The sequence below is a fragment of the Bradyrhizobium sp. MOS003 genome (genome assembly GCF_003020125.1).
In the GTDB taxonomy this organism is placed as follows: Bacteria; Pseudomonadota; Alphaproteobacteria; order Rhizobiales; family Xanthobacteraceae; genus Bradyrhizobium.
The window spans coordinates 303,007-326,627 of sequence record NZ_PYFW01000003.1 but is presented as its reverse complement, the minus strand read 5'-3'; the positions used below and the strand labels follow the sequence as shown (position 1 = coordinate 326,627).

Below are 23,621 nucleotides of genomic sequence, written 5' to 3'. Positions count from 1 at the left end.
CGCTCATTTGGCATCGTGAAAGATCACACCCAGCGTATGGCGCCGGCCGGACCTGATCCGGCTGACGCCATGGCGTAGGTTAACGCGGTAGGTGCCGCGTGTCCCCTGCACCGGGCGGTGATGCACAGCGAAGGCGACCGCATCGCCCTGCGCCAGCGGAACCACCTCGGCGCGGGACTGCATACGCGGCCGCTGCTCGGTCAGCACGAATTCGCCGCCGGTGAAGTCGCGGCCGGGCTCGGAGAGCAGGATGGCGACCTGGAGCGGGAATACATGCTCACCGTAGAGGTCCTGATGCAGGCAATTGTAATCGCCCGCGTCGTATTGCAGCAGCAGCGGCGTTGGGCGCGCCTGACCAGCGTCCTGGCAACGCTTCAGGAATGCGGCGTGCGAGTCGGGATAGCGAATGTCGATCGCCATCGCCTCGTTCCAGCGGTTTGCGACGCTTTGCAGATGCCGGTAGAGCGCCGGCCGCAATTGCGCGATTTGATCGGGCAGCGGATAGGAGAAGTACTTGTACTCGCCGCGGCCAAAACCGTGCCGGCCCATGACGATGCGGCTGCGGAAATGCACATCGTCCGGATAGTGCGCGGCAATCTCGCGGCATTGGTCCGGCGTGAGCAGGCCTTTCAGGACGGCGCAGCCCTTGGTGTCTAGTTCGCCTGTGATCTCAGGCCAGTCGAGGGCGTCGACATGGGCGCTGAGGTCGGGCGCGGATCGTTGGGCCGTTTTGCGTGCGGTCACTGTCATAACAATCACCTTGGCAGCCCGACGTTCACCCCGCCACCCGATTTCCGAAAAAAACTGTCTCCCTGTCATTGTGCGTGACGGGCGAAGCGGAAGTCAGCAGACCAGTTTCGTAGGGTAGGCAAAGGCGCTCTTGCGCCGTGCCCACGACTTAGTATGACGTGGGCACGCTTTCGCTTTGCCCACCCTACGGGACACCGTCGTCTGTAGACCTACCCCCGCACCGGCAGCGTCAGCACGTCGTAGCCGTGCCTGATCGTCCGCTTCAGGACAGGATCTTCCAGCTCGAAGTCGAATCGCTCCGCCGGGCGGATGCCGCCCTTGGCGGCGAAGGTGCCGCCGAACATGGCGCAGCCGTCGGGGAATTTCCCGCCTTCGAAGCCACGCGCGATCAGGTCGTTGACCGGCAGCATCGCGTCCAGCGTGCCCTCCTGGTAGAGCACGCGCTCGCCCTTGATGGTGGCATAGGAGCGCAGGATCATCTGGTCCCAATGGCCGATGACGTCCTCCAGCTCCCACAGCGTGGAGGCGATCGGCTTGTCGCACATCTGCTTGGACACCGTGACGCTGTAGGCCTCGACCTTGCGATCGGTATGGTCGGAGCCGCAGCCGACGAAGATGCGGCCCTGCCAGCCGACCAGCACGAACTCGACCTCGCCCGATGAGTCGCCGCCGGTGCATTCGATGCTGTCTTCCTGGGTCAGCCGCCGCGCCGCGCCGCGATAGTAGATCGGCGTCGAGGCCGGCGGGGCGATGCCCATCTCCTGCAGCTCTTTGATGTGCTTGTCGCGCGCGACGGGATCGCGGCCGGTCCAGCCGGCGATGACCATCTGGTCGATCGCGAGCGTCAGCGGCGTGGTGGTGTCCTGGGCGTCGACGGTGAAAGTGAGGTCAAACACGAATGACGGCCTCCATGCCGGCAGCAAGCTCGAAGATACGGCGGTCGGTGCCGCCCGCACCGGCCAACATCAGGCCGACGGGAATTTCGCCCTCGCGATGCGCGGGCAGCGAGATAGCGCAGCCATCGATCATGTTGATCAGGGTGCAATTGCGCAGTGCCCGCAGATTCTCCCTGGTGAACGCCTTGTCGTCGGCGAGATCGGCGATCTTCGGCGGCGTGTTGGCGGTGGTCGGCAGCACCAGCGCATCATACGCCGCGATGCGCGCATTGACGCGGGCGATCAGCGAGCGGCGCTCGTTGAGAAGATCGATGTAGTCGGCCGCACTCTGCGCCTCGCCGCGCATGATGCGGACGGAGACGCGGGGGTCGTAGACGTCGCCCTTCGCGGTGAGGAGATAGCGATGCCAGGCGTAGCTCTCGGAGGCCGCAAAGCCGCCCTTGGCGTTCATCGGCCCGATGTCGTGGAACTCCGCCATCTCGACGCGCTCGATGATCGCGCCGTGATCGGAAAGCATCTTCAGGGCGCGTTCGAACGTCTCGGCCACCTCTGCGTCGAGATCGTCGAGCGCGATCGTGGTCGGCACCGCCAGCCGCATGCCCTGAACCGGCCGCGGCTTCAACGGGACGATCGGCTCGCCTGCGAGCACGGCATCGAGAATGGCACAGCAACTGACCGATCGCGCCAGCGGCCCGATGCTGTCGAGCGAGAACGACAGCGGCACCGAGCCGTCGAGCGGCACGCGCCGCTGCGTCGGCTTGTAGCCGACAATGCCGTTATAGGCCGCTGGAATCCGGCAAGAGCCGCCGGTGTCGGTGCCGAGCGCCCCATGCGCCATGCCGTCCAGCACAGACACCGCCGCGCCCGAGGACGAGCCGCCGGGCACATGTCCCACCGTCCGGTTCCAGGCTCCCTTCGGCGTGCCGTAATGCGGATTGATGCCGATGCCGGAATAGGCGAACTCGGTCATGTTGGTGCGCCCGATCAGGACGAAGCCGGCCCTGCGCAGCCGTGCCACCGTCGCGGCATCCTGCTCGGCCGGCGGGGAATCGTCGAGGGCTCGGGAGCCGGCACGCGTCACCTGGCCCCTGATGTCGAACAGGTCCTTGATCGAGATCGGGATGCCGGCATAGCGCGAGGGCGCCGCCTTGGCCTTGCGCAAGCCGTCCATCGCGTCCGCCGCGGCGAGCGCGGCGTCCTTGTCGACATGGAGGAAGGTGCGCTGGCCCTCCCCGGCGGGATCGGCGATTTTGGCAATGCAGGCTTCGACCAGCTTGCGGGCGGTGGTGCGGCCGCTTTCGAGGTCTTCGGCGAGCTTCGCCAGTGTCGGGAATTCGGGCATGTCTGTCTCACGGAATATTGTCGCGCGCAATCTATAGCGCTGCCTCAGTTCGACACAAGCATTGTGCGCATGATGGCATGCATGCGTATTGCTGGACCGTTGACGCACCATGGTCGATTGTCGCATCAAGATCGAAACGGGCGGGCGTGAGCCTGAGCCTTTGGGAGGAGCCTCCGACATGGCCGAACCGCAGCGCGCGCGACCGAAACCGACGCCGGAGACCCAGCATTTCTGGGACGGCACCAAAGCCGGCGAATTGCGCTTGCAACGCTGCGACGCCTGCGCACATGTCTACTTCCCTCCGCGCCCGTTCTGCCCGTCCTGCGCTTCGCGCAAGGTCTCCGTCTTCAAGGCGAGCGGCAAGGGCTTCCTCTACAGCTACGTGATCAACCACCGGCCCGCCGCGCCGGGCTTCACGCCGCCTTATGCGATCGCCGTGGTCGAGCTTGCCGAGGGGCCGAGAATGATGAGCAACATCATCGACTGTCCGCAGACGCCTGAGGCGCTCGAGCTCGACATGAAGCTCGAAGTCGCCTTCGAGGCGCTCGACGACAAGATCACCCTCCCCGTGTTTCGTCCGGCGAAGGGATAAGCCATGCGCAGCAATCAGGTTGCCGTCGTCGGCGCGGCCGAGACCACCGAGCTCGGTGTCATCCCCAATGCCTCGCAGCTCCAGTTGCACGCGGATGCCGCGCTCAACGCCATCGCGGATGCCGGACTGAAGCTGTCCGATATCGACGGCTTCGCCACCGCGGTCGAAACGCCGCAGCAGGTCTGCCACTATCTCGGCATCAAGCCGACCTGGGTCGACGGCACCTCGGTCGGCGGCTGCTCCTTCATGCTGCATGTTCGACACGCGGCCGCGGCGATCGAGGCAGGACTGTGCAAGACCGTGCTGATCACCCACGCCGAGAGCGGCAAGTCGATGATCGGCAAGGCGCCGCGCTCGATCCCCGCCGACAGCCTGCAAGGCCAGTTCGAAGCGCCGTTCGGCGTCTACGGTCCGCCCAGCATGTTCCCGATCCCCGTGCTGCGCTTCATGAAGACCTACGGCATCACGCATGAGCAGTTGGCTTCGGTGGCCGTGGTGCAGCGGGAATGGGCGGCGAAGAATCCGCGGGCGATGATGAAGGATCCGATCACGGTTGCCGACGTGCTCAATTCGCGCATGATCGCCTATCCGTTTCGCCTGCTGCAATGCTGCCTCGTCACCGACGGCGGCGGCGCGCTGATCCTGACCTCGGCCGACCGCGCCAAGGACTTTCCGCGCAAGCCCGTCTACATGATGGGCACGGGCGAGAGCGTGGAGACGCCGATGGTCAGCCAGATGGAAACGTTCAATTCCTCGCGCGCGTTCAAGACTGCGGGACCGCTCGCATTCAAGGAGGCCGGCATCGCTCACAAGGACGTCGATCATCTCATGATCTACGACGCGTTTGCGCATCTGCCGCTGTTCGGCCTCGGCGACCTCGGCTTCATGCCGCATGAGGAGACCGGCAAGTTCATCGCCGACGGTAACACGCGGCCCGGCGGCAAGCTGCCGCTCAACACCAATGGCGGCGGATTGAGCTACATGCATTCCGGCATGTACGGCATGTACGCGTTGCAGGAGAGCGTGCGCCAGATGCGCGGCATCGCGCCGGCGCAGGTCGCCAACGCGAAGATTTCGGTGTGCCACGGCGTCGGCGGCATGTTCGCCGCGAGTGGGACTATCGTGTTCACGAACGAGAGGTAGTGGCGGCGCCGCCAACACAAGTCGTCATTGCCGGGCTTGACCCGGCAATCCATCCTCTTCTGAAGATGGATGCGCGGGTCAAGCCCACGCATGACAAGCTTGTTTGGCGGCGGCGACTGAAGCAGCATAGAGAGGCACCCACATGAGCAAATCACTGCAAGACAAGGTCATCATCGTCACCGGCGCAGGCCGCGGCATCGGGCGCGAGATCGCGCTGCTCTGTGCGGCGGAAGGCGCCAAGGTCGTCGTCAACGATCCCGGCAGCGCCGCCGACGGCGCCGGCTCGAACGCGGCGCCCGCCGAGGAGGTGGTCGAGGAGATCAAGAAGCGCGGCGGCACTGCGGTCGCCAATTTCGAGTCGGTCGCCGAAGCCATCCCCGCCAGCAAGATCGTGAAGACCGCGACCGATCATTTCGGCCGGCTCGACGGTGTCGTCAACAATGCCGGCATTTTGCGCGACATGATCTTCCACAAGATGAGCGTGGAGGCGTTCGAGGCCGTCATCAAGGTGCATCTGATGGGCTCGTTCTATGTCAGCCACGCCGCCGCGCGCATCTTCCGCGAGCAGGAGAGCGGCTCCTTCGTGCACTTCACCTCGACCTCCGGCCTGATCGGCAATTTCGGCCAGGCCAATTACGCCGCCGCCAAGCTCGGCATCGTCGGGCTCTCCAAGTCGATCGCGCTCGACATGGGCCGCTTCAACGTCCGCTCCAACTGCGTCTCGCCGTTCGCCTGGACCCGCATGATCGGCACCATCCCGACCGAGACCGACGCCGAAAAGGCGCGGGTCGAGAAGATCAAGCAGATGGGTCCGGAGAAGATCGCCCCGCTCTGCGGCTATCTGATCTCCGATGCCGCCAAGGACGTCACCGGGCAGATTTTCGGCGTGCGCATGAACGAGATCTTCCTGTTCAGCCAGAACCGTCCGATCCGCTCGGTGCAGCGGAGCGAAGGCTGGACGCCGCAGTCGATCGCCGAACACGGCATGCCGGCGCTGAAGGGCTCGTTCTACAAGCTCGACCGCTCCGCGGACATCTTCACCTGGGATCCCGTCTAGCCGCATTTCCGGCATCCCTGCCCTGCGATCTCCGGTTGTCTTACCCGGAGATCGCCCCGGTTTACGCCTGAATGCGGGCGGATGGTCGCCTCCCAACACAACCTTGGGAGGAAACCATGACAAGAATACTGACCAACTCCAACGACACGACCGCAGGTGGTGGTCTCGGCCGCCGCGCGCTGCTGCAGGGTGCAGCGACGCTCGCCGCATCGACCCTGCTCGCCTCCAATGCCGACGCCCGCGAGTTCGGCGCCAATGCCGAGCCGCAGCGCTATCCCGACCCCGACATCGTCGCCATCGACCCCAAGCGCTTCAAGGCCAAGGTCGGCAACACCGCGATCAAGCGACTCTACACAGGCTGCCTCTGGGCGGAGGGACCGGCGTGGAATGCGCAGGGACAATATCTCGTCTGGAGCGACATCCCCGCCAACCGGCAGCTGCGCTATCTCGATGACGACGGCCACATCTCCGAGCAGTTCCACAAACCGTCGAACGAGGCCAACGGCAATTCGTTCGATACCGAGGGACGCCAGCTCAGCGCCGAGCGCACTCGCCTCGTCCGCTACGAGCACGACGGCTCGGTGACGTCGCTGGCCGAGCAGGCCAACGGCAAGCCGCTCAACGGCCCCAACGACATGGTGGTGCATCCCAACGACAAGGCGATCTGGTTCACCGATCCCGGCTACGGCGCGATCAGCATCTACGAGGGCAAGCTCGCCAACACCGGCTCGCTGCAGCCGCACCAGAAGGAAGCGGTCTATCGCCTGGACACCCAGACCGGACAGGTGGCGAAGGTTGCCGACGAGCCGTTCAAGCCGAATGGCATCGCGTTCTCGCACGACTACAAGAAGCTCTATGTCTGCGACACCGGCATCACGCATTATCCCGAAGCCAAGAACGTGGTGTGGTCCTACGACATCGACGGAGCCAAGCTGTCCAATCCGAAGAAGCTGATCGACATGACGCTCGACGGCAAGTCGGGCTTTCCCGACGGCTTGCGCGTCGACACCGAGGGCAACATCTGGGTCGGCGCCGGCTGGGTCGGTCCCGGCTATGACGGCGTGCAGGTGTTCGCGCCGAGCGACGGCGCGCGGATCGGGCAGATCCTGTTGCCGGAGACCTGCGCCAATGTCTGCTTCGGCGGCAAGAAGCGCAACCGCCTGTTCATGACCGCGAGCCAGTCGCTCTATGCGGTCTATGTGGAGACGCAAGGCGCGCATTTCTGTTGAGTGCGTGCTCTCTCATCCTCGTCATGGCCTGGCTTGTCCCGGCCATGACGACTGAGGGCGTGGTCGCGGCGTTGCCCTACCCCGTATTCCGCAAGCCCGCCGAGATTCCGTTGATCGTCAGCTGAATCCCGCGCAGCACCTGCTCGTCCGGGTTCTGCGCGCGGTGCTCCTTCAACAGCTCGACCTGCACGTGGTTGAGCGGATCGAGATAGGGGAAGCGATGGCGCACCGAGCGCTCCAGCAGCGGATTGCCCTGCAGCAGCCGGTCCTGCCCCATGATGTCGAGCAGCGTCTCGATGCAGGAATGCCATTCGCGGCGGATGCGGCCGAAAATCTTCTCGCGCAAGGCCTCGTCCGGCACCAGTTCGGCATAGCGTGACGCAATCGCGATCGAGCTTTTGGCCAGCACCATGTCCATGTTCGAGAGCAGCATGCGGAAGAACGGCCATTCCTTGTAGAGCTCTTTGAGGAACGGCATGCCCTTGTCGGGATGCTCCGCGATCCACTGCTCGACCGCGCTGCCAAAGCCGTACCAGCCCGGCAGCATCAGGCGGCATTGCGCCCAGGAGAACACCCAGGGGATGGCGCGCAGATCCTCGATCGCGCGGGTCTTCTTGCGCGAGGCCGGGCGGCTGCCGATGTTCAGCGTCGCGATCTCGTTGATGACGGTCGAGGACCAGAAATAATCGACGAAGCCGTCGGTCTCGTAGACGAGGCCGCGATAGGCCTTGAAGGCGAGGTTCGACAGCTCGTCCATCGTCGTCAGATATTCGCGGCGCGGCGCGCTCTGGCGCGGATGCAAGAGGCTCGCCTCCAGCGTCGCGGCCGCGAGGATCTCCAGATTGTTGCGACCGACTTCTGCGTTGGAATATTTCGACGAGATGATCTCGCCCTGCTCGGTGATGCGGATCTGGCCGTTCACGGCGCCGCCGGGCTGGGCGATGATGGCGTCATAGCTCGGACCGCCGCCGCGGCCGACCGAGCCGCCGCGGCCGTGGAACAGGCGCAGGCGCACGTGATGCCGCTCGAACACCTCGACGAGGCCGATCTCGGCTTTGTAGAGCTCCCAGCCCGAGGTGACGAAGCCGCCGTCCTTGTTGCTGTCGGAATAGCCGAGCATGACCTCCTGCACGCTGCCGCGGCTGTCGACCAGGCGGCGGTAATCGTGCAGCGACAGCATGCGATCCATGATGGCGCTAGAGGCCTGCAGATCCTCGATCGTCTCGAACAGCGGCACGATGTTGATCGCGCTGCGGCCGGAGGGATGAACGAGGCCGACCTCCTTCAGGAGCACCGCGACCTCGAGCATGTCGGACATGCCCTTGCACATCGAGATGATGCACTGGGGAATGGCGTCCGAGCCGAACTTCGCATGAGCTTCGGCGGCGGCGTGGAAGACGTTGAGCTCGCCCATGGTCTCGTCGCTGTATTTGACGAAGGGCGAGACCAGCGCGCGCGTTGAGCGAAGCTCGTTCGTCAGCAGCGAGATGCGGGCGTCCTCGCCGAGCGCGAGATAGGACATGCCGGGATTGGCGGCGTCCATCAGTTCGGCGATGGTGCGCTCGTGCACCGCCGAATTCTGGCGGATGTCGAGCCGCGCCAGATGGAAGCCGAAGCAGTCCACCGCGCGGCGCAGCAGACGCAGCCGGCCGCGCGCGATGACGCGGGCGTTGTTGGAGATCAGCGAACGGTGCAGCACGTCGAGATCGGCCTGAAGCTCCTTCACGCTCGCATATGGCGCGCCCTTGCCGACCGGCCGGCGCGTGATCTCGACCTGAAGCATTTCGGCCGTCGCCGTCAGGCGCGCGTAGATGCCGGAGACCGCGAGACGATAAGGCTCGCCGCTCCGGTGCGGCGAGGTGTCCGGCGAGCGCTCCGCGAGATTGCGCAGCTCCTCGGAGACATCGGCAAGATGGGCCGCGATCGACAGCTCCGAACCGAGCACATGCAGCTCTTCCAGATAGAACTGCATCACCCGGCTCGACTGCAGCCGCAGCGTGCCGCGCATCACGTCGGCGGTGACGAAGGGATTGCCGTCGCGGTCGCCGCCGATCCAGCTGCCCATGCGCAGGAACGAGGCGAGCTCGGAGGCGGCCTGCTCGCCGCCCTCCTCCAGCCGGTCCTCCAACGCGTCGACCAGCCGCGGCACCTCGCGAAGGAAGGTGTAATCGTAAAACGACAGGCCGTTGGCGACCTCGTCGAGCACGGTGAGCTTGGTCCGGCGCAAGAGATTGGTCTGCCACAGCGTCAGCACCTCGCGGCGCAGCTGCTCGTCGCTGGCGTCTATCTCCTCCGCGGTCAGCGCCACGCGCTCGCGGCGGTCGAGCAGGCCTGCGACCTCCATCTCGCGGTCCATGGTGCTCTTGCGGCGGACTTCGGTCGGGTGCGCGGTCAGGACCGGGCTGACCAGCGCTGACTTGAAGAAGCTGCGGAGCTGATCGGGACCGATGCCCGCCGCCTTGGCATGGGCCAGCGTCTCGGCCAGCACGCCGGTGCTTTTGCCGGCGCTGCGTGCCCGCATCTGGCGGATGTTGTTCTGGTCCTCGGCGATGTTGGCAAGGTGGGAGAAATAGCTGAAGGCGCGGACGATCCGCACCGTCTCGGAGGTCGACATGCTGTCGAGGATCTGTTCGAGCTCGCGGCGGGCGAGCCGGTCCTCGTCGCGGTGGAACCTGATCGAGGTCTGGCGGATGCGCTCGACCAGGTCGAACACATCGGCGCCCTCCTGGTCGCGTACGGTGTCGCCGAGGATGCGTCCGAGCAGGCGGATGTCGTCCCGCAGCCGGACGTCGGCCTCCAGCGCCTGGACATCCTCGGGACGGTTGGCGCGCGGTTCGGTGCTGTCGGCTGGTACGGTCTGGAGGGACATGGCTCGCTCCCTGGTTCGAGCTCGCTTGGATGCCCGGCTGGGCGAGTGTGCGATATTTTTCTGCCGCAGTGCAAGATGAACTTGGTGGCGTCGCACAGTGCCGGTCCTGCTCGTGTCCCGGACGCCGCAGCGTGCAACGCTGCTGCGCAGAGCCGGACCCAAGAGCCACGACTTCCCTGCCTCAATCTGGGCTCTGCAGCGCATCGCTAAGGAGCGCGGCGCTGCGTCGGGGGCACGGGACACTCTCAATTTCTACAAACACGCCTTCGCGATCTCGCGGCATATTCCGCCCGAGCTTTGATGTCCGTTTCGCCCTCGTCGAGAACAAGGGCGCAGGGAAGGCCGGGCGCCGGCTGGAACCCAGGGTCCGCACGCGAAAGACGCACGCGGGGTTGACCACAGGTGTTGCCGGTCGCCCGGCCTTCCCTGCGCGATGGTGTTACGGCTTATGGCGCGCTCTCCCCGGGGAGCGGTGCACTATTGCCCCCGTCGCCTTGCGGATCACTGATGCGCGCGCCCGGTCGGGCAACTCACACCACCGCAAGCCTTGACGCCAGCCTGCGGGCGTCGGGACCACACGCTTTTGCCGTCCGCGGACGTCCCGCCCCGGACAGTCGGAAGCTCGCGCGTGCTCGCCCCCGACGCCGAAACGAAACGCTGTAACCGCGCCGTGTCGTGCCGCGGATCGCGATGGCTCACGGGGGGTCGCCCGCCCTGCCATCACCTCACGCGCCGGCGCTGCCGCGTCCATCGCATCCCGGCCTGCGTATCGTGACGATCGCGAAACGCCCCTTGACGGGCCGGGATGGAATGCGGTTTAGCCGAAACAATAATTTCGGTCAATCAGAATATTTTGCAGCGACGTCCCTTGACCTGAATGCGGTGTGTTTTGGCCGTCGATAGCGCAAGTGGTTGAGAGCGGACCGACAGCGCGCATGATGGGTCGAGCCTTTGCGACCCATCATGCTCGTCTTCGACGGACGGGTTGATGGGTTTCGCTCGCGCTCTACCCATCCTACGAGCCGGTCAGAGTCCATGACGCCTGTTGCGTTCGGTAAGCAACGAGGTGCCGACAAATCCCACGTCCTCGATCCCCCGCGATATCTCCTTCGAACAGAGCCAAAGCGTGACCGCAGCGGCCCCGACCGCCGCGAGACCCGAGATGAGGACGGCGTTGGGACAGAACATGGCGAGAAAATTATCAAGTGGGACGATTCCCGTCGGCCAGCGCGGGCTGCAAGACGACCCCAGCGCCCAACCGCCGAGCATCACCGCGGCAGCGTTTGCTGCGGCCAGCACCATCACGACGATCGCCAGGCCCTTTTTCATCGACAATGCGAGATCGACGATCTTCACGATGGCACAACATGCGACCACGACGACGAGGATCAAGCTCCACCCGGAAAAGCGGGGCGCAAAGGCCTGGGCCTGGCCGCTCCAGGTCCATAGCGCGGCCGAACAAGCGAGTAGCGTGAGATCGACCTTCACCGCTTCCGGAAACTTGCAGCGAAGTACGTAAGGACTCGCTTTCTCGATCAGGTCCAGCACGGCGCAGGCGATCAGCCCGGCCGCAAAACCGCCGAGATGGACGCCCCAGTCGATGCGGGAATTCCCGAATGCAAATGCGATGTTCAACCCGATATTGATCGCGAAGAAGTCGAAACCGACCTCGAGCTTGCCGAGGATCCACAGGCACAGCAACGCGCCGAGGATGCCGGACGTCGCGCCGGATGCGCCGACCGTGAGATAAGGCGTGGCATGGATGCCGTTGCCGATGATGGCGCCGAACACCATCGCGCAGAGATAGACGATGAGAAAATAGGACGGCCCGATCCGCCGCTCCAGATGTGCGCCCCACAGCACCAGGCACAACATGTTCATGGTGAGGTGGACGAAATTGACGTGCAGGAAGCCATAGGCGAGCAGGCGCCAGTATTCGTGCCGGGCGATAGCGCTCGCGTACATGCCGCCATAGCGATAGAGCAATTCCGCCGACGCCGACGGGCCGCCAGCCTGGATGAAACAGAATCCGGACGCAAGGACGGTCACCGTCATCAGCGTGTAGATGGCGGCATGGGGCACTTCGAAGAAACTGGCACGATTGGCAGGCATGGCAGATCGCAAGCGGCGGGGACAGGAACCGCAACCTACCCGAGCCGATCGTAAATTGCTACTCCAGCACGTGCGCTGGCTCCGGCCGCATCGAAAGGCTTGTTTCGTACGGCAAGCTTCCGCTACTCCGGCTTCATCCTACGCCGGCACGATCACCTTGCCGATCGGCCAAAGCGCGATGCCCGCGAGCTTCAGATGGGCCCAGGCGAAGGGAATGCCGATGATGGTGATTGCGAGTGCCAGCGCGGTCAATAGGTGCCCGAGCGCCAGCCACCAGCCGGCGAGCACGAACCAGATGATGTTGCCGATCACCCCGAGCGCGCCGGTGCCGATATCCTCGATACCCGTGACGTCGTAGCGGTTGACCGCACGCGAGCCGAACGGCAGCAGCGTGTAGACGGCGATGTTGAACGCCGCCCGCGCCCACGGCAGGCCGACGATGGTGATGGCCATGATGACCGCGGCGATCACCCAGCCGAACGCCATCCAGGCGCCGCCGAAGAGGATCCAGAGGATGTTGAGGAGCATGGAAACGGGAGACATGGGATGATCCGGAGGTGGATGATCCCGTTCATATAGGCACGAAATCTGTCTCTGCTAAGACGGCCGGGTAGTCCGGATGAGCCAACGGATCGGCGCGAAGCGCCGTCCGATGACAGGCTCCGCGACATCCGGGACCTAACTCTCACCGTCCCGGGTATCGCTGTGCTCACCCGGGCTACAGGATTACCGCCCCTCGAATTTCGGCTCCCGCTTTTCCATGAACGCCTTCATGCCCTCGGCCATGTCCTGAGTCTTGAACAGCGGCAGGAGCTGGAGATAGACGTGGTGGACGTGGTCGTGGAAGTTCTCGTTGAGGCCCATCCGCATCATGCGCTTGGAGGCCTGCACGGCAAGCGGCGCGTTGGCGGCGATTTCCCGGGCGATCGCAGTGGCGCGTGGCATCAGCTCGGCATCCGGCACGACCTCGTTGGCGAGGCCCCATTCCAGGCACTCGCGGGCGCTCAGCGTGCGGCCGGTGAAGATCAGTTCGGAGGCCTTGGCCCAGCCCAGCATGCGCGGCAGCAGCCAGGTGCCGCCGGATTCCGGCACCACGCCGCGCTTGACGAAGGCGGCGGCGAGCTTTGACGATTCCGCCATGATGCGGATGTCGCAGCCGAGCGCGGTGTCCATGCCGTAGCCCGCCGCGCCGCCGTTGACGGCGCAAATGGTCGGCTTGTCCATCGCCTGCAACACCGTCGGCGGCGTATTGCGGAGGTTGATCGTGGTCGGCGAGGACGCCGCGCTGAGGCCGTTGCCGTCGCGCTCCTTGCGCAGGTCGAGGCCGGCGCAGAACGCCCGCCCCTTGCCGGTGAGGATCACGACGCGGACGTCCCTGTCCTCGTTGGCTTCGGTCAGGAGCCGCGCCAGATCGTTCAGCATCGGGCCGGAGATCGTGTTCATGCGCTCCGGCGCATTCAGCGTGATGGTCGCGATGTGATCGGCGACTGTGTAGAGGACTTCGTTGGCGGCGTCGGTCATGACAAATGTCTCCTTGTCCCCTGGTCTCGTAGGGTGGGCAAAGCGAAGCGTGCCCACCACTTCTAACTCGTGGGCACAGCGCTACGCGCTTTTGCCCACCCTACGGCACTTCTTCAGATCTTCCGCCCCGCCTGCTCCCAATAGGGATCGCGCAGGCGGCGCTTGAAGATCTTGCCGGAATCTTCGCGCGGCAGGCCGCTGCGGATCTCGATGTGTTTTGGAACTTTGTAATCGGCGAGCGACGTCTTCAATCTCGCACGAACCTCGGCGGCGTCGAGCCTGACGCCGGCCTGCGGCTCCACCACGGCCATCAGCGCCTCGCCGAACTCGGCATCGGGGATGCCGAACACCGCGCAATCGTGCACGCCCGGTACGGCATGCAGGACGGACTCGATTTCGGCCGGGTAGATATTGACGCCGCCCGATATCACCATGTCGCGCTTGCGGTCGCAGATGAAGACGTAGCCGTCCTCGTCGATGTAGCCGACATCGCCCGAGGTGATGAAACCGTCGCGGTCGATCTCGGCGCGCTTCTCCGGCTTGTTGTGGTAGGTGAAGTCGGCCATTCCGGCCATGCGGGAATAGATCTCGCCGATCTCGCCGGCCGGCAGCACACGGCCGTCATCGCCGAGGAAGCGCAGCTCCGCACCGGGCGAAATCTTGCCGACGGTGCCGGGCTTCTTCAGCGCATCCTCCGAGGTGGCGAACGTCACCGCGCTGGATTCGGTCGAACCGTAGAATTCGTAGATCACCGGCCCCCACCATTCGATCATGGCGCGCTTGACGTCGGCCGGGCACGGCGCTGCGGCGTGGATGACGTGGCGCAGCGAGGAGACATCGTACTTCTTGCGCACCGCCTCCGGCAGCTTCATCAGGCGGATGAACATGGTCGGCACCATGAAGATGGTGTCGATCTTGTAGCTCTCGATCAGCCCCAGGAATTCTTCGGCTTCGAAGCGCGGCATCAGCACCAGCGCGCCGCCGAGCTTGCCGGCGCGAATACCGAACGAGTTCGGCGCGGAATGATACAGCGGGCCCGGCAGGATCGCACGGGCGCCGGGCTTGAGGCCATAGATCATCGCACGCATGCGCTCGCCGGCCGCCTGCTGCTCCGGCGTCGGCGCGTTGCGACGCACGCCCTTGGGATGGCCCGTAGTGCCCGAGGTGTAGATCATGTTCATCGGCTGCGGCACGACCGGGCCGTCATAGGGCTGGAATTGTGCCAGCCAGGATTCGAAATCGACGGCGAAGTCCGGCGTCTTCAGATGATCGGGATCGATCCTGTAGTTGGACAGGATCTCCGGCGGTGTCGGCACGCTGAGCACGGTGACGCCTGCCGGAATCGCGTCGCGCAGGGCGTGCAGCATGTCGGCATGTCCGATCAGCACCGACGTGCCGGTATCTCCAAGGATGTAATTGATCTCCTCCGGCTTGAAGTGCCAGTTGATTGGCACGCCATAGGCTCCGAGCCGCATCGCGGCATAGGCGGCCTCCAGGAAGGCGATGTCGTTGCGCATCAGCATGCAGACGCAATCGCCCTGGCGGACGCCGATCCTGGCGAGGCCCGAGGCGATACGGTCGGCGCGGGTTGCGACCTCGGTGTGGGAGCGGCGACGCTCGCCGGAGACGATGCCGAGGAAATGGGACGTTTCGCTCATTGTTGTTGTCCGATCTTTCGTCGGGTTGAACACTATCGCCACAATCTCACTCGTCATTCCGGGATCTGCAATTGCGCATCCGAGAATCCATAACCACGAGCCGGGGGTATAGATTCCGGGCTCGATGCTACGCATCGCCCCGGAATGACGGGGAGTTACTAATCCGCGTACTTCGCCGCGCGCTTCTCCAGGTTCGAGCGCACCGCTTCGGTCTGGTTGGCGCTGCCTATCAGCTTCTGCTGCTCGACCGATTCCGCGAACAAGGCTGGACCCGGATCGACCGAAAGATTGTTCAGCAGACGCTTGGCGGCGCGGATCGCATCGGGGCTTTTCCCCGCGATCTCGCGCGCGACCTCGAGCGCGGTCGCGCGCGGATCGTCGCAGATGCGCGTGGCGAGGCCGTAAGACATCGCCTCCTGCGCGGAGAAGATGCGTCCGGTGTAGGTGAGATCGCGCAGGATGTCGTCGCGCACCAGCGAAGCCAGGATCGGCGTGCCCGCCATGTCGGGCACGAGGCCCCACTTGATTTCCATGATCGACATCCGCGCATCGGGGGTGAGGAAGCGCATGTCAGCACCGAGTGCGAGCTGGAAGCCGCCGCCGAACGCAACGCCCTGGATCGCGGCGATCACCGGAACCGGAAGCTGGCGCCAGCCCCACACCGCCTGTTGCGGGAAGTTCGCCTGACCGTGGGTCCGCTTGGTGAGATCGCGATTTTCGCCACCCGGAATTCCGTTGCCGCCCTTTTCCTTCATGGCGGCAAAACGTCCCATGTCGAGGCCGGCACAGAACGCGCGCCCTTCGCCGGAAAGCACGACAACGCGCACGCTCTTGTCCTTCGAAAGCCGCTCGGTAGCCGCGACAAGGGCCTCGAACATCGCCTGATCGAGCGCATTCATCTTGTCGGCGCGCACCAGGCGCACGTCAGCCACGCCTTCCGAGATCGAGATCGAGACGCGATCTTCCATGGACGAATTCTCCCCTGTTCGTGTCGGTTTGCGGCTTTACAGGACGCCGTCAGCCGGTTTTAGTCAATCGACCAATTAACTGACAATCCGTACGGGAGAAACAGCCATGTTCAAGGAAAATCTTCTGGCCGGGCGGCGCATTCTCGTAACCGGCGGCGGCACGGGTCTCGGCAAGTCGATGGCGGCGCGCTTCCTCCAGCTCGGCGCCGAAGTGCATATCTGCGGCCGTCGCAAGATCGTCTGCGACGAGACCGCGACCGAGCTGATGGCCGAGTACGGCGGCCGCGTCACCAGCCACGGCGTCGACATCCGCAACGCGCTCGCGGTCGAGGAGATGGTCGAGACCATCTTCCGCGACGGCGGCCTCACCGACCTCATCAACAACGCCGCCGGCAATTTCATCTCGCGCACCGAGGAGCTGTCGCCGCGCGGCTTCGATGCGGTCGCCAACATCGTCATGCACGGCACGTTCTACGTGACGCAGGCCGTCGGCAAGCGCTGGATCGCGAACAAGCAGTCCGGCAACGTCGTCTCGATCACCGTGACCTGGGTGCGCAACGGCTCGCCTTACGTGGTGCCGTCGGCGATGAGCAAATCGGCGATCCATGCCATGACGATGTCGCTCGCGACCGAATGGGGCCGCTACGGCATCCGCCTCAACACCATCGCGCCCGGCGAAATCCCGACCGAGGGCATGAGCAAGCGCATCAAGCCGGGCGACGAGGCTGGCGCGCGCACCAAGGCGATGAACCCGATGGGCCGAGTCGGCTCCATGGAGGAGTTGCAGAACCTCGCGGTGTTCCTGATCTCCGGCGGCTGCGACTGGATCAACGGCGAGACCATCGCCATGGACGGCGCCCAGGCGCTCGCCATGGGCGGCAATTTCTACCAGCTCCGCGACTGGAGCGACGACGACTGGAAGACCGCGCGCGAGAGCATCATGGCGCAGAACGAGAAGGATCGCGCGAAGCGGGGATAGTCGCGGCCTCGTGCCCCCGATGCAGTGCTGCACGCCCCCGGCGATGCGAAGCATCGTCCGGAGCGGCGTGGTGCGCTGCTAAGCCGGGCCCATCTCTCCTTCCGCACACTCTGCATGGGTCCCGGCTCTGCGCAGCAGCGCAAGAGCGCTGCAGCGCGTCCGGGACACGAGACTGCTTTTGTCCGGGACGACAGCGTAACCCTCATCTTGTCTTCCCCCTCAATTGACCCCAAACTCCCCGCCATAAAAACAAAACGCCCACGGGAGAAACATGTCCACACAGCCACTGGCAACTCTTGCCGACATGGTGCGCGAGCGCGCCAGGAGCCGCGGCGATGCCATCGCCTACGAGTTCGAGGGCCGCCTCACCAGCTTTGCCGAATTCGACGTCAAGACCAACAAGGTCGCGAACGCCCTGATTGCGATGGGCGTCAGACACGGCGACCGGATCGCCTATCTCGGCAAGAACAGCGACCTCTATTTCGAATTGCTGATGGGCGCGATGAAGGCCGGCGTGGTGATGGCGCCGGTGAACTGGCGGCTCGCGGGGCCCGAGGTCGCCTTCATTGTGGGCGACTGCAAGGCGCCGGTGCTCTTCGTCGGGCCGGAATTCATCACGCAGGTCCGCCAGATCAAGGATGAATTGCCGAGCGTGCGCACTGTCATCACCACCGAGGGCGGCGCGCCGGAATGGCAGGATTTCACGGCGTGGCGCGATGCGCAGAGCGGAGACGATCCCAGGGTACCGATCGACACAAGGGACATCGCGATCCAGCTCTATACGTCGGGCACCACCGGCAAGCCGAAGGGCGCGATGCTGAGCCACGCGAACTTCCTCAATTTGGTGCAGACGGGCAATGCCGAGGACAAGCCGGAATGGAACCGGTGGTCGACCGACGACGTGTCGCTGGTGGCGATGCCGATCTTCCATATCGGCGGCTCCGGCTGGGGCGTGATGGGGCTCTATCACGGCGCCCGCGGCGTGATCGCGCGCGAGTTCGACCCGACCAAGGTGCTGGATTTCTTCGAGCAGTCCGGCATCACGAAACTGTTCATGGTGCCGGCGGCGATGCAGTTCGTGGTGCGGCAGCCGCGCGCGAGGACGGTGGACTTTTCACGATTGAAATACATGCTGTACGGCGCCTCGCCGATACCGGCGGCGCTGCTGAAGGAGTGCATCGAAGTCTTCAAATGCGGCTTCGTGCAGATGTACGGCATGACCGAGACCACCGGCACCATCGTCGCGCTGCCGCCGGAGGATCACGTCGAGGGGCTGGAGCGGATGCGCTCGGCCGGCAAGGCGCTGCCCGGCATCGAGCTGGCAATCCTGGATGTGGACGGCAAGCCGCTGCCGCCGCGCGAGGTCGGCGAGATCGCGACGCGCTCGGGCTCGAACATGGCGGGCTATTGGAATCTGCCGGAGGCGACCGCCGCGACCTTGCGCAGCGACGGCTGGCTGCGCACCGGCGATGCCGGCTACATGGACGAGGACGGCTATCTCTACATCCACGACCGCATCAAGGACATGATCATCTCCGGCGGCGAGAACATCTACCCCGCCGAGGTCGAGAGCGCGCTGTGCGATCATCCCGACGTCGCCGAGGCCGCCGTGATCGGCGTGCCCGATGACAAATGGGGCGAGGCCGTGAAGGCGGTCGTGGTGATGAAGCCGGGCAAGGAAGCCACGGAGACCGACATCATCAACTTCACCCGGACGCGCATCGCCGGGTTCAAGACGCCGAAGAGCGTGGAGTTTCTGCCGGCGCTGCCGCGGAATCCCTCAGGCAAGATTCTGCGGCGGCAGTTGCGGGAACCGCATTGGGCGGGGAAGGATCGACGGGTGAATTGATACGCGGTGCCGTAGGGTGGGCAAAGGCGCAAAGCGCCGTGCCCACCTTCTTTCACGTCTGCGGGAAGTGGTGGGCACGCTTTCGCTTTGCCCACCCTACGACAGCCGTGCCGGCCCTAATGCTTCCCCGGTCCCATATACCCGAACAGGAATCCCGCCACCTTGCGCATCTGGATCTCCTCGCTGCCTTCCGTGATGCGATAGCGGCGGTGGTGACGATAGATATGCTCGAACGGCTTGTGGCGTGAGTAGCCCATGCCGCCATGGACCTGCATGGCGCGATCGGCGGATTCGCAGCAGAGACGGTTTGCCCAGTAGTTGCACATCGAGACGCGGTCGGAGAGCGTGCGCTCGATCTGCTCCTCGGTGAGCTTATCCATCTCCCAGGCGGTCTTGCGGATCAGCAGGCGCAGCATCTCGGCCTGCGTGGCGAGCTCGACCAGCGGGAACTGGATCGCCTGGTTTTCGGCGAGCGCCCGGCCGAACGGTTTCCGCTCACGCGCATATTTCACGCTTTCGTTGATGCAATAGACGGCCGCGCCCAGCGAACTCGCGGCCTGGCGAATACGGTTCTGGTGCACGAAACACTGCGCCAAGGACAGGCCGCGGCCGACCTCGCCGAACAGCGCATCGTCCGGGACGAACACATCGGTGAAGCTGACGCGGGGATGATCGGTCGGCATGTTGAAGGTCCACATGTACTCCTCGACCTTCACGCCGGGGCTCTTGGCCGGCACCAGGAAGCAGGTGATGCCGCGGGCATCGCCGTCATTGCCGCTGGTGCGTGCGAACAGCGCGCAATGCGTGGCGACATGCATGCCGGTGGTCCACATCTTCTCGCCGTTGATGATCCAGCCCTTGACGTTGTCGCGGGTCGCCGGCACCGCGCGCGTCTCCATGTGGGTGGCATCGGAGCCGTGATTGGGTTCGGTCAATCCAAACGTGATGCGGTACTTGCCCTTGATCGAGCCGTCGATCATCGCCTTCTGATCGTCGCGGCCGTAGCGGTCGAGCATGGTGACGACGGGGAAATTGCCGACGATCGAATGCTCGTTCTGGAGATCGTTGTGCAGGCCGAGCCCCTTCGCAGCGAAATGCTCGCGGATCACGGCCATCCAGAGATTGGAGCCGTCCTTGCCGCCATATTGCCTCGGCACGGGAAAACGCAGATGACCGGCGGCGTCCGCGAGGTCCTTGGCCTTGCGCAGCAGCTGCTCCCATTCGTGCCGCGGCAGGCCGTCGTTCTCGAAATCGGTGCGCGCCCATTCGCGGCGATGATCGAAGAAGCGGATGTTGTCGTCGACCTGTTCCAGCGGCTTGATCTCGCGTTCGATGAAACGATCGAGCTCCCCGAGATAGGTGACGAGATCGGCTGGCAGTGAGAAATCCACAGGTTCTCTCCCGGATTGATTTTGTCGTTTTGCGTTAAGGCGCTAGGCGCGTTTCCGCTTCGTGCGATTAAGCTGAGAAGAGCACGCGCAAGTCAAGCGAAGCGAGACGTGTGGCACACGCAAGGCCCGTCGGCGCAATTCGATAGTGCGCAGGCATTGGCGCACGGTAGTATGACGTTGATATTCCTTCACGAGAAAATGCGGGAGCGCGCGATGGAGCTGAAATTTTCCAAGGTGGAACGCAAGGGGCCGATCACGATCGTCACGCTGTCGCGGCCCGAGGTCTACAACGCGCTGCACACCGATGCGCATTTCGAGCTGCAGAAGGTGTTCGACGATTTCTCCGCGGATGCCGAGCAGTGGGTCGCGATCGTCACCGGTGCCGGCGACAAGGCGTTCTGTGCCGGCAACGATCTGAAGTGGCAGGCGGCGGGAGGAAAGCGCGGCTGGGACAAGGGCGGCTTTGCCGGCCTCACCGCGCGCTTCGACTGCGACAAGCCGATCATTGCGGCAGTGAACGGCGTCGCCATGGGCGGCGGCTTCGAGATCGCGCTGGCCTGCGACCTCATCATCGCCTCGGAGAATGCGACTTTCGCCCTGCCTGAGCCGCGTGTCGGCCTTGCCGCGCTCGCCGGCGGCCTGCACCGGCTGCCGCGGCAGATCGGGCTGAAGCGCGCCATGGGCATGATCCTCACGGCGCGCCACGTCAGCGCCAAAGAGGGTTTTGAGCTTGGCTTCGTCAACGAGGTGGTGCCGCAGGGCGATGCGCTGTCGGGCGCGCTGCGCTGGGCGGACATGATCACCAAGAACTCGCCGATGTCGATCCGGGCCTCGAAGCAGGCGATCCAGAAGGGGCTCGGCGTCTCGCTGGAGCAGGCGATGGCGGAGCAGCGCGAGTACCCGGCGGTGCAGGCGATGGTGACCTCGCAGGATTACATCGAAGGACCGAAGGCGTTCTCGGAGAAGCGGCCGCCGAAATGGGTGGGGAAGTAGGCAGTCGCTCCGCCGTCATTGCGAGCGCAGCGAAGCAATCCAGAATCTTTCCACGGTGGCGGTCTGGATGGCTTCGTCGCTACGCTCCTCGCAATGACAAGGATAGAGCTTTACCCGCCTCGCCCCAGCTCCCGCTTGTACGACGCGTAGTTCGGCTGATCGACGGCGAGCTTGTCCATCGTGGTTGCCCACAGGTGCTCGGCAAGGCCGGGCGTTGAAAGGTCCACCTCGCCTTTCGCGATGCGTTCAGCGAGTGCGCGATTGAGTTCCGTCACCGAGCCGTCCGCACCGAGCAGCGCACGCAATCGTTCCACTTCCGCAGCATCGCTCCCCTCCTCCCGCGTCAGCTGTCGCGTGACGAGGTCGAGGATGTTGATGGCGACGCGCAGCTTGAAGGCCTGGTGGCCGGAGATCAGCGGCGTGATATCGTTGCGGAGGAAATCGGCGACCGATTTCGTCAGCTCGATCGGGGTCGGCTCGTCCTGCATGTCTCAGCTCCCGCGCGGCGCCAAGAGCCGCAATAGATCGATCTCGGTTTCGCTGGCGCGGCGGCCGATCATCGCGCGCTCCATGGAATGGTCCGGCCCCTCGCGAAAGCGCTGCATCATGCCGCCGCACATGATGCCCCAGCGCAGCGTGCCCATCACTTCCCAGAATTTCACGCGCGCGGGATCGACCTTGCGGCCCACGGCCTCATAACCCGCGAACAGGTCTTCGCGTGTGCCAAAACCGCCGACGGGCTTGTCGATCTCGCCGAAGCGCCAGGAATTGACGCAGACCCAGCCGAGATCCTCCATGGGATCGCCGAGATGGGCGAGTTCCCAGTCGAGCACGGCGCGCACGCCGTCGGCGCCGATGATGAGATTGCCGTTGCGGAAATCGCCGTGCACCAGCGTAGTTTCCGTTGACGGGCCGGGATCATGGTCGCGCAGCCAGCGCAGCGCCAGCTCGAACACGGGCTTGGGCCAGTTCAGGCTGCGATAATCGCGCTCGAACTCGGCGATCTCCTGGCTCGCGCCGCGGCTGCGCAGCTCCGGCAGCTTGTCCTTAGGCAGTCGATGGAGACCTGCGAGAATGCCGCCGATCTGCCGCGCCAGATGCGGCCGCGCCGCCTTATATTCATCATCGCGCAGGATCTTGCGCGCGATGGTCTCGCCTTCGATCCTCTGCATGATGAAGCCGGTGCCGAGATCGTCCTCCGGCACCAGCACATGCATCACGCGCGGCGACGGCACGCTGGCCTCGAAGGCGAGCTGCATCAGCTGCGCTTCGGCGGCAAGGCCCGCCGCGCGTGTGGGCGCCGCGCCATACCCCTTCGGCGAGCGGCGCAGGATCGCACCGATCGCGCCGTCGGGATGCGTGATGTCGAAGCGCCAGGTTTCCTGACTGGCGCCGCCCGACAGCTTGGCAGCGCCGGTGACGCCGGTCGCGCCCTTGCACCAGCGCCGGACGCTGCGTGAAAGCTCCGCCTCGATCATTTGCCTTTGAACTGCGCGGGCCGCTTCTCCAGGAACGCGCCGACGCCCTCGCGGAAATCCTGGGTGTCGCCGGCGCGGAGCTGGCACTGGAATTCGAGGTTGAGCTGATCCTCGAAGGAATTCTCCGGGCTGTCCCAATAGAGCTTGCGGATCAACGACAGCGCCACCGTCGGGCCGCTGGCGAGGTCGCGCGCAAGCTTCATCGCCTCCTCCATCAGCACGCCGTCGTCATAGACCCGGTTGACGAGGCCCCATTCCAGCGCCTTCTCGGCCGGCAGCCGATCGCCCATCAACGATAATTCGATCGAACGGGCGCGGCCGACGAGGCGCGGCAACAGCCAGGTCGAACCGCAGTCCGGCACGAGGCCGATGCGGCGGAAAGCCTGCAGGAAGTAGGAGGACCGCGCGCACAGGATCATGTCGCCGAGCAGCGCGAAGCTCATGCCGGCACCTGCGGCCGGGCCGTTGACCGCGGTGACGATCGGGCAATGCAGATTGCGGATGCGGCGCAGGAAGGGATGAAAGCCGGTCTCGAGCGTCATGCCGGCCTTGGTCTTCTTCGACTGGTTGTTGCGCCCTTGCAGATTGGCGCCGGTGCAGAAGGCACGACCCGCGCCGGTCAGTACGACGCAGCGCACCTCGTCCTTCTTCTCCTCGATCGCATCGAGTGCTTCGGACAGGCCGCCCAGCATGTCCACGGAGACCGCGTTCATCACCTCCTGATGGTCGAGCTTGAGGATCGCGACCGCGCCATCGAAATCGAGCGTGACGTGTTTGAACTGCATGGTTTCCTC

20 protein-coding genes are annotated in these 23,621 nt (G+C 64.8%); 7 read left to right on the top strand and 13 right to left on the bottom strand.

Features of this window, described 5'->3' with window-relative positions:
• Window positions 1-3: 3 nt before the first annotated feature.
• The 3 genes from C7G42_RS16440 to C7G42_RS16430 all read right to left on the bottom strand — a co-directional run bounded on the left by C7G42_RS16440 (window position 4) and on the right by C7G42_RS16430 (window position 2,988).
• Window positions 4-750 carry a 2OG-Fe(II) oxygenase gene (locus tag C7G42_RS16440; RefSeq protein ID WP_106950007.1) on the bottom strand — a complete coding sequence of 249 codons (747 nt, stop codon included), beginning with the start codon at window positions 748-750 and terminating at the stop codon, window positions 4-6.
• A 209-nt stretch (window positions 751-959) separates the two neighbouring features.
• A complete protein-coding gene (locus C7G42_RS16435; RefSeq protein ID WP_106950006.1) occupies window positions 960-1,646 on the bottom strand; it encodes a DUF2848 domain-containing protein in 687 nt (228 codons plus the stop codon).
• Window positions 1,639-2,988: an amidase gene (locus C7G42_RS16430; protein WP_106950005.1), complete on the bottom strand. Its 1,350-nt coding sequence runs from the start codon at window positions 2,986-2,988 to the stop codon at window positions 1,639-1,641. The genes C7G42_RS16435 and C7G42_RS16430 overlap by 8 nt, the downstream gene beginning before the upstream one ends.
• A 178-nt stretch (window positions 2,989-3,166) precedes the next feature.
• Between C7G42_RS16430 and C7G42_RS16425 the strand changes: the two genes are divergently transcribed.
• From C7G42_RS16425 to C7G42_RS16410, 4 genes are all read left to right on the top strand, one after another.
• On the top strand, window positions 3,167-3,580 hold the full coding sequence (locus C7G42_RS16425) for a Zn-ribbon domain-containing OB-fold protein (RefSeq protein WP_027533987.1): 414 nt from the start codon (window positions 3,167-3,169) through the stop codon (window positions 3,578-3,580).
• 3 nt (window positions 3,581-3,583) lie between these two features.
• Window positions 3,584-4,723 carry a thiolase C-terminal domain-containing protein gene (locus C7G42_RS16420; protein ID WP_106950004.1) on the top strand — a complete coding sequence of 380 codons (1,140 nt, stop codon included), beginning with the start codon at window positions 3,584-3,586 and terminating at the stop codon, window positions 4,721-4,723.
• A gap of 142 nt (window positions 4,724-4,865) precedes the next feature.
• On the top strand, window positions 4,866-5,780 hold the full coding sequence (locus C7G42_RS16415; RefSeq protein ID WP_106950003.1) for an SDR family oxidoreductase: 915 nt from the start codon (window positions 4,866-4,868) through the stop codon (window positions 5,778-5,780).
• A 116-nt stretch (window positions 5,781-5,896) separates the two neighbouring features.
• On the top strand, window positions 5,897-7,009 hold the full coding sequence (locus tag C7G42_RS16410) for an SMP-30/gluconolactonase/LRE family protein (protein ID WP_106950002.1): 1,113 nt from the start codon (window positions 5,897-5,899) through the stop codon (window positions 7,007-7,009).
• A gap of 76 nt (window positions 7,010-7,085) precedes the next feature.
• Here the strand turns inward: C7G42_RS16410 and ppc are convergent, their stop codons facing one another.
• From ppc to C7G42_RS16380, 6 genes are all read right to left on the bottom strand, one after another.
• Window positions 7,086-9,878, bottom strand: coding sequence for a phosphoenolpyruvate carboxylase (ppc, locus tag C7G42_RS16405; RefSeq protein WP_106950001.1), 2,793 nt, complete (start codon window positions 9,876-9,878; stop codon window positions 7,086-7,088).
• Between the two features lie 1,026 nt (window positions 9,879-10,904).
• On the bottom strand, window positions 10,905-11,990 hold the full coding sequence (locus tag C7G42_RS16400) for a rhomboid family intramembrane serine protease (RefSeq protein ID WP_106950000.1): 1,086 nt from the start codon (window positions 11,988-11,990) through the stop codon (window positions 10,905-10,907).
• Between the two features lie 138 nt (window positions 11,991-12,128).
• Complete coding sequence (locus tag C7G42_RS16395) at window positions 12,129-12,533, bottom strand: YccF domain-containing protein (RefSeq protein ID WP_106949999.1); 405 nt, start codon at window positions 12,531-12,533, stop codon at window positions 12,129-12,131.
• A gap of 183 nt (window positions 12,534-12,716) precedes the next feature.
• Window positions 12,717-13,511, bottom strand: coding sequence for an enoyl-CoA hydratase/isomerase family protein (locus C7G42_RS16390; RefSeq protein WP_106949998.1), 795 nt, complete (start codon window positions 13,509-13,511; stop codon window positions 12,717-12,719).
• A 113-nt stretch (window positions 13,512-13,624) separates the two neighbouring features.
• On the bottom strand, window positions 13,625-15,169 hold the full coding sequence (locus C7G42_RS16385) for an acyl-CoA synthetase (RefSeq protein WP_106949997.1): 1,545 nt from the start codon (window positions 15,167-15,169) through the stop codon (window positions 13,625-13,627).
• 158 nt (window positions 15,170-15,327) lie between these two features.
• Window positions 15,328-16,137, bottom strand: a complete 810-nt coding sequence (locus C7G42_RS16380) for a crotonase/enoyl-CoA hydratase family protein (RefSeq protein WP_106949996.1) — start codon at window positions 16,135-16,137, stop codon at window positions 15,328-15,330.
• A 106-nt stretch (window positions 16,138-16,243) separates the two neighbouring features.
• Between C7G42_RS16380 and C7G42_RS16375 the strand changes: the two genes are divergently transcribed.
• Window positions 16,244-17,116, top strand: coding sequence for an SDR family oxidoreductase (locus C7G42_RS16375; protein WP_106949995.1), 873 nt, complete (start codon window positions 16,244-16,246; stop codon window positions 17,114-17,116).
• A gap of 271 nt (window positions 17,117-17,387) precedes the next feature.
• Complete coding sequence (locus C7G42_RS16370; protein WP_106949994.1) at window positions 17,388-18,965, top strand: fatty acid--CoA ligase; 1,578 nt, start codon at window positions 17,388-17,390, stop codon at window positions 18,963-18,965.
• 116 nt (window positions 18,966-19,081) lie between these two features.
• Here C7G42_RS16370 and C7G42_RS16365 read toward each other — a convergent pair whose 3' ends face one another.
• Window positions 19,082-20,356, bottom strand: coding sequence for an acyl-CoA dehydrogenase family protein (locus C7G42_RS16365; protein WP_106949993.1), 1,275 nt, complete (start codon window positions 20,354-20,356; stop codon window positions 19,082-19,084).
• 213 nt (window positions 20,357-20,569) lie between these two features.
• Here C7G42_RS16365 and C7G42_RS16360 point away from each other — a divergent pair, with 213 nt between their 5' ends.
• On the top strand, window positions 20,570-21,349 hold the full coding sequence (locus C7G42_RS16360) for an enoyl-CoA hydratase-related protein (RefSeq protein WP_106949992.1): 780 nt from the start codon (window positions 20,570-20,572) through the stop codon (window positions 21,347-21,349).
• A 110-nt stretch (window positions 21,350-21,459) separates the two neighbouring features.
• Here C7G42_RS16360 and C7G42_RS16355 read toward each other — a convergent pair whose 3' ends face one another.
• The 3 genes from C7G42_RS16355 to C7G42_RS16345 are packed head-to-tail and all read right to left on the bottom strand — an operon-like array spanning window position 21,460 to window position 23,612.
• Window positions 21,460-21,837: a DUF6285 domain-containing protein gene (locus C7G42_RS16355; protein ID WP_106949991.1), complete on the bottom strand. Its 378-nt coding sequence runs from the start codon at window positions 21,835-21,837 to the stop codon at window positions 21,460-21,462.
• A 3-nt stretch (window positions 21,838-21,840) separates the two neighbouring features.
• Window positions 21,841-22,827 (bottom strand): phosphotransferase family protein, encoded by a 987-nt coding sequence (locus C7G42_RS16350; protein ID WP_106949990.1) that lies wholly within the window; start codon window positions 22,825-22,827, stop codon window positions 21,841-21,843.
• Window positions 22,824-23,612: an enoyl-CoA hydratase/isomerase gene (locus C7G42_RS16345; RefSeq protein ID WP_106950447.1), complete on the bottom strand. Its 789-nt coding sequence runs from the start codon at window positions 23,610-23,612 to the stop codon at window positions 22,824-22,826. The genes C7G42_RS16350 and C7G42_RS16345 overlap by 4 nt, the downstream gene beginning before the upstream one ends.
• Window positions 23,613-23,621 lie beyond the last annotated feature (9 nt).

Coding starts and splice junctions, on each gene's coding strand:
- C7G42_RS16440 (WP_106950007.1), bottom strand. CDS start 750: ATGACAGTGACCGCACGCAAAACGGCCCAACGATCCGCGCCCGACCTC.
- C7G42_RS16430 (WP_106950005.1), bottom strand. CDS start 2,988: ATGCCCGAATTCCCGACACTGGCGAAGCTCGCCGAAGACCTCGAAAGC.
- C7G42_RS16425 (WP_027533987.1), top strand. CDS start 3,167: ATGGCCGAACCGCAGCGCGCGCGACCGAAACCGACGCCGGAGACCCAG.
- C7G42_RS16420 (WP_106950004.1), top strand. CDS start 3,584: ATGCGCAGCAATCAGGTTGCCGTCGTCGGCGCGGCCGAGACCACCGAG.
- C7G42_RS16415 (WP_106950003.1), top strand. CDS start 4,866: ATGAGCAAATCACTGCAAGACAAGGTCATCATCGTCACCGGCGCAGGC.
- C7G42_RS16410 (WP_106950002.1), top strand. CDS start 5,897: ATGACAAGAATACTGACCAACTCCAACGACACGACCGCAGGTGGTGGT.
- ppc (WP_106950001.1), bottom strand. CDS start 9,878: ATGTCCCTCCAGACCGTACCAGCCGACAGCACCGAACCGCGCGCCAAC.
- C7G42_RS16400 (WP_106950000.1), bottom strand. CDS start 11,990: ATGCCTGCCAATCGTGCCAGTTTCTTCGAAGTGCCCCATGCCGCCATC.
- C7G42_RS16395 (WP_106949999.1), bottom strand. CDS start 12,533: ATGTCTCCCGTTTCCATGCTCCTCAACATCCTCTGGATCCTCTTCGGC.
- C7G42_RS16390 (WP_106949998.1), bottom strand. CDS start 13,511: ATGACCGACGCCGCCAACGAAGTCCTCTACACAGTCGCCGATCACATC.
- C7G42_RS16385 (WP_106949997.1), bottom strand. CDS start 15,169: ATGAGCGAAACGTCCCATTTCCTCGGCATCGTCTCCGGCGAGCGTCGC.
- C7G42_RS16380 (WP_106949996.1), bottom strand. CDS start 16,137: ATGGAAGATCGCGTCTCGATCTCGATCTCGGAAGGCGTGGCTGACGTG.
- C7G42_RS16375 (WP_106949995.1), top strand. CDS start 16,244: ATGTTCAAGGAAAATCTTCTGGCCGGGCGGCGCATTCTCGTAACCGGC.
- C7G42_RS16370 (WP_106949994.1), top strand. CDS start 17,388: ATGTCCACACAGCCACTGGCAACTCTTGCCGACATGGTGCGCGAGCGC.
- C7G42_RS16360 (WP_106949992.1), top strand. CDS start 20,570: ATGGAGCTGAAATTTTCCAAGGTGGAACGCAAGGGGCCGATCACGATC.
- C7G42_RS16355 (WP_106949991.1), bottom strand. CDS start 21,837: ATGCAGGACGAGCCGACCCCGATCGAGCTGACGAAATCGGTCGCCGAT.
- C7G42_RS16350 (WP_106949990.1), bottom strand. CDS start 22,827: ATGATCGAGGCGGAGCTTTCACGCAGCGTCCGGCGCTGGTGCAAGGGC.
- C7G42_RS16345 (WP_106950447.1), bottom strand. CDS start 23,612: ATGCAGTTCAAACACGTCACGCTCGATTTCGATGGCGCGGTCGCGATC.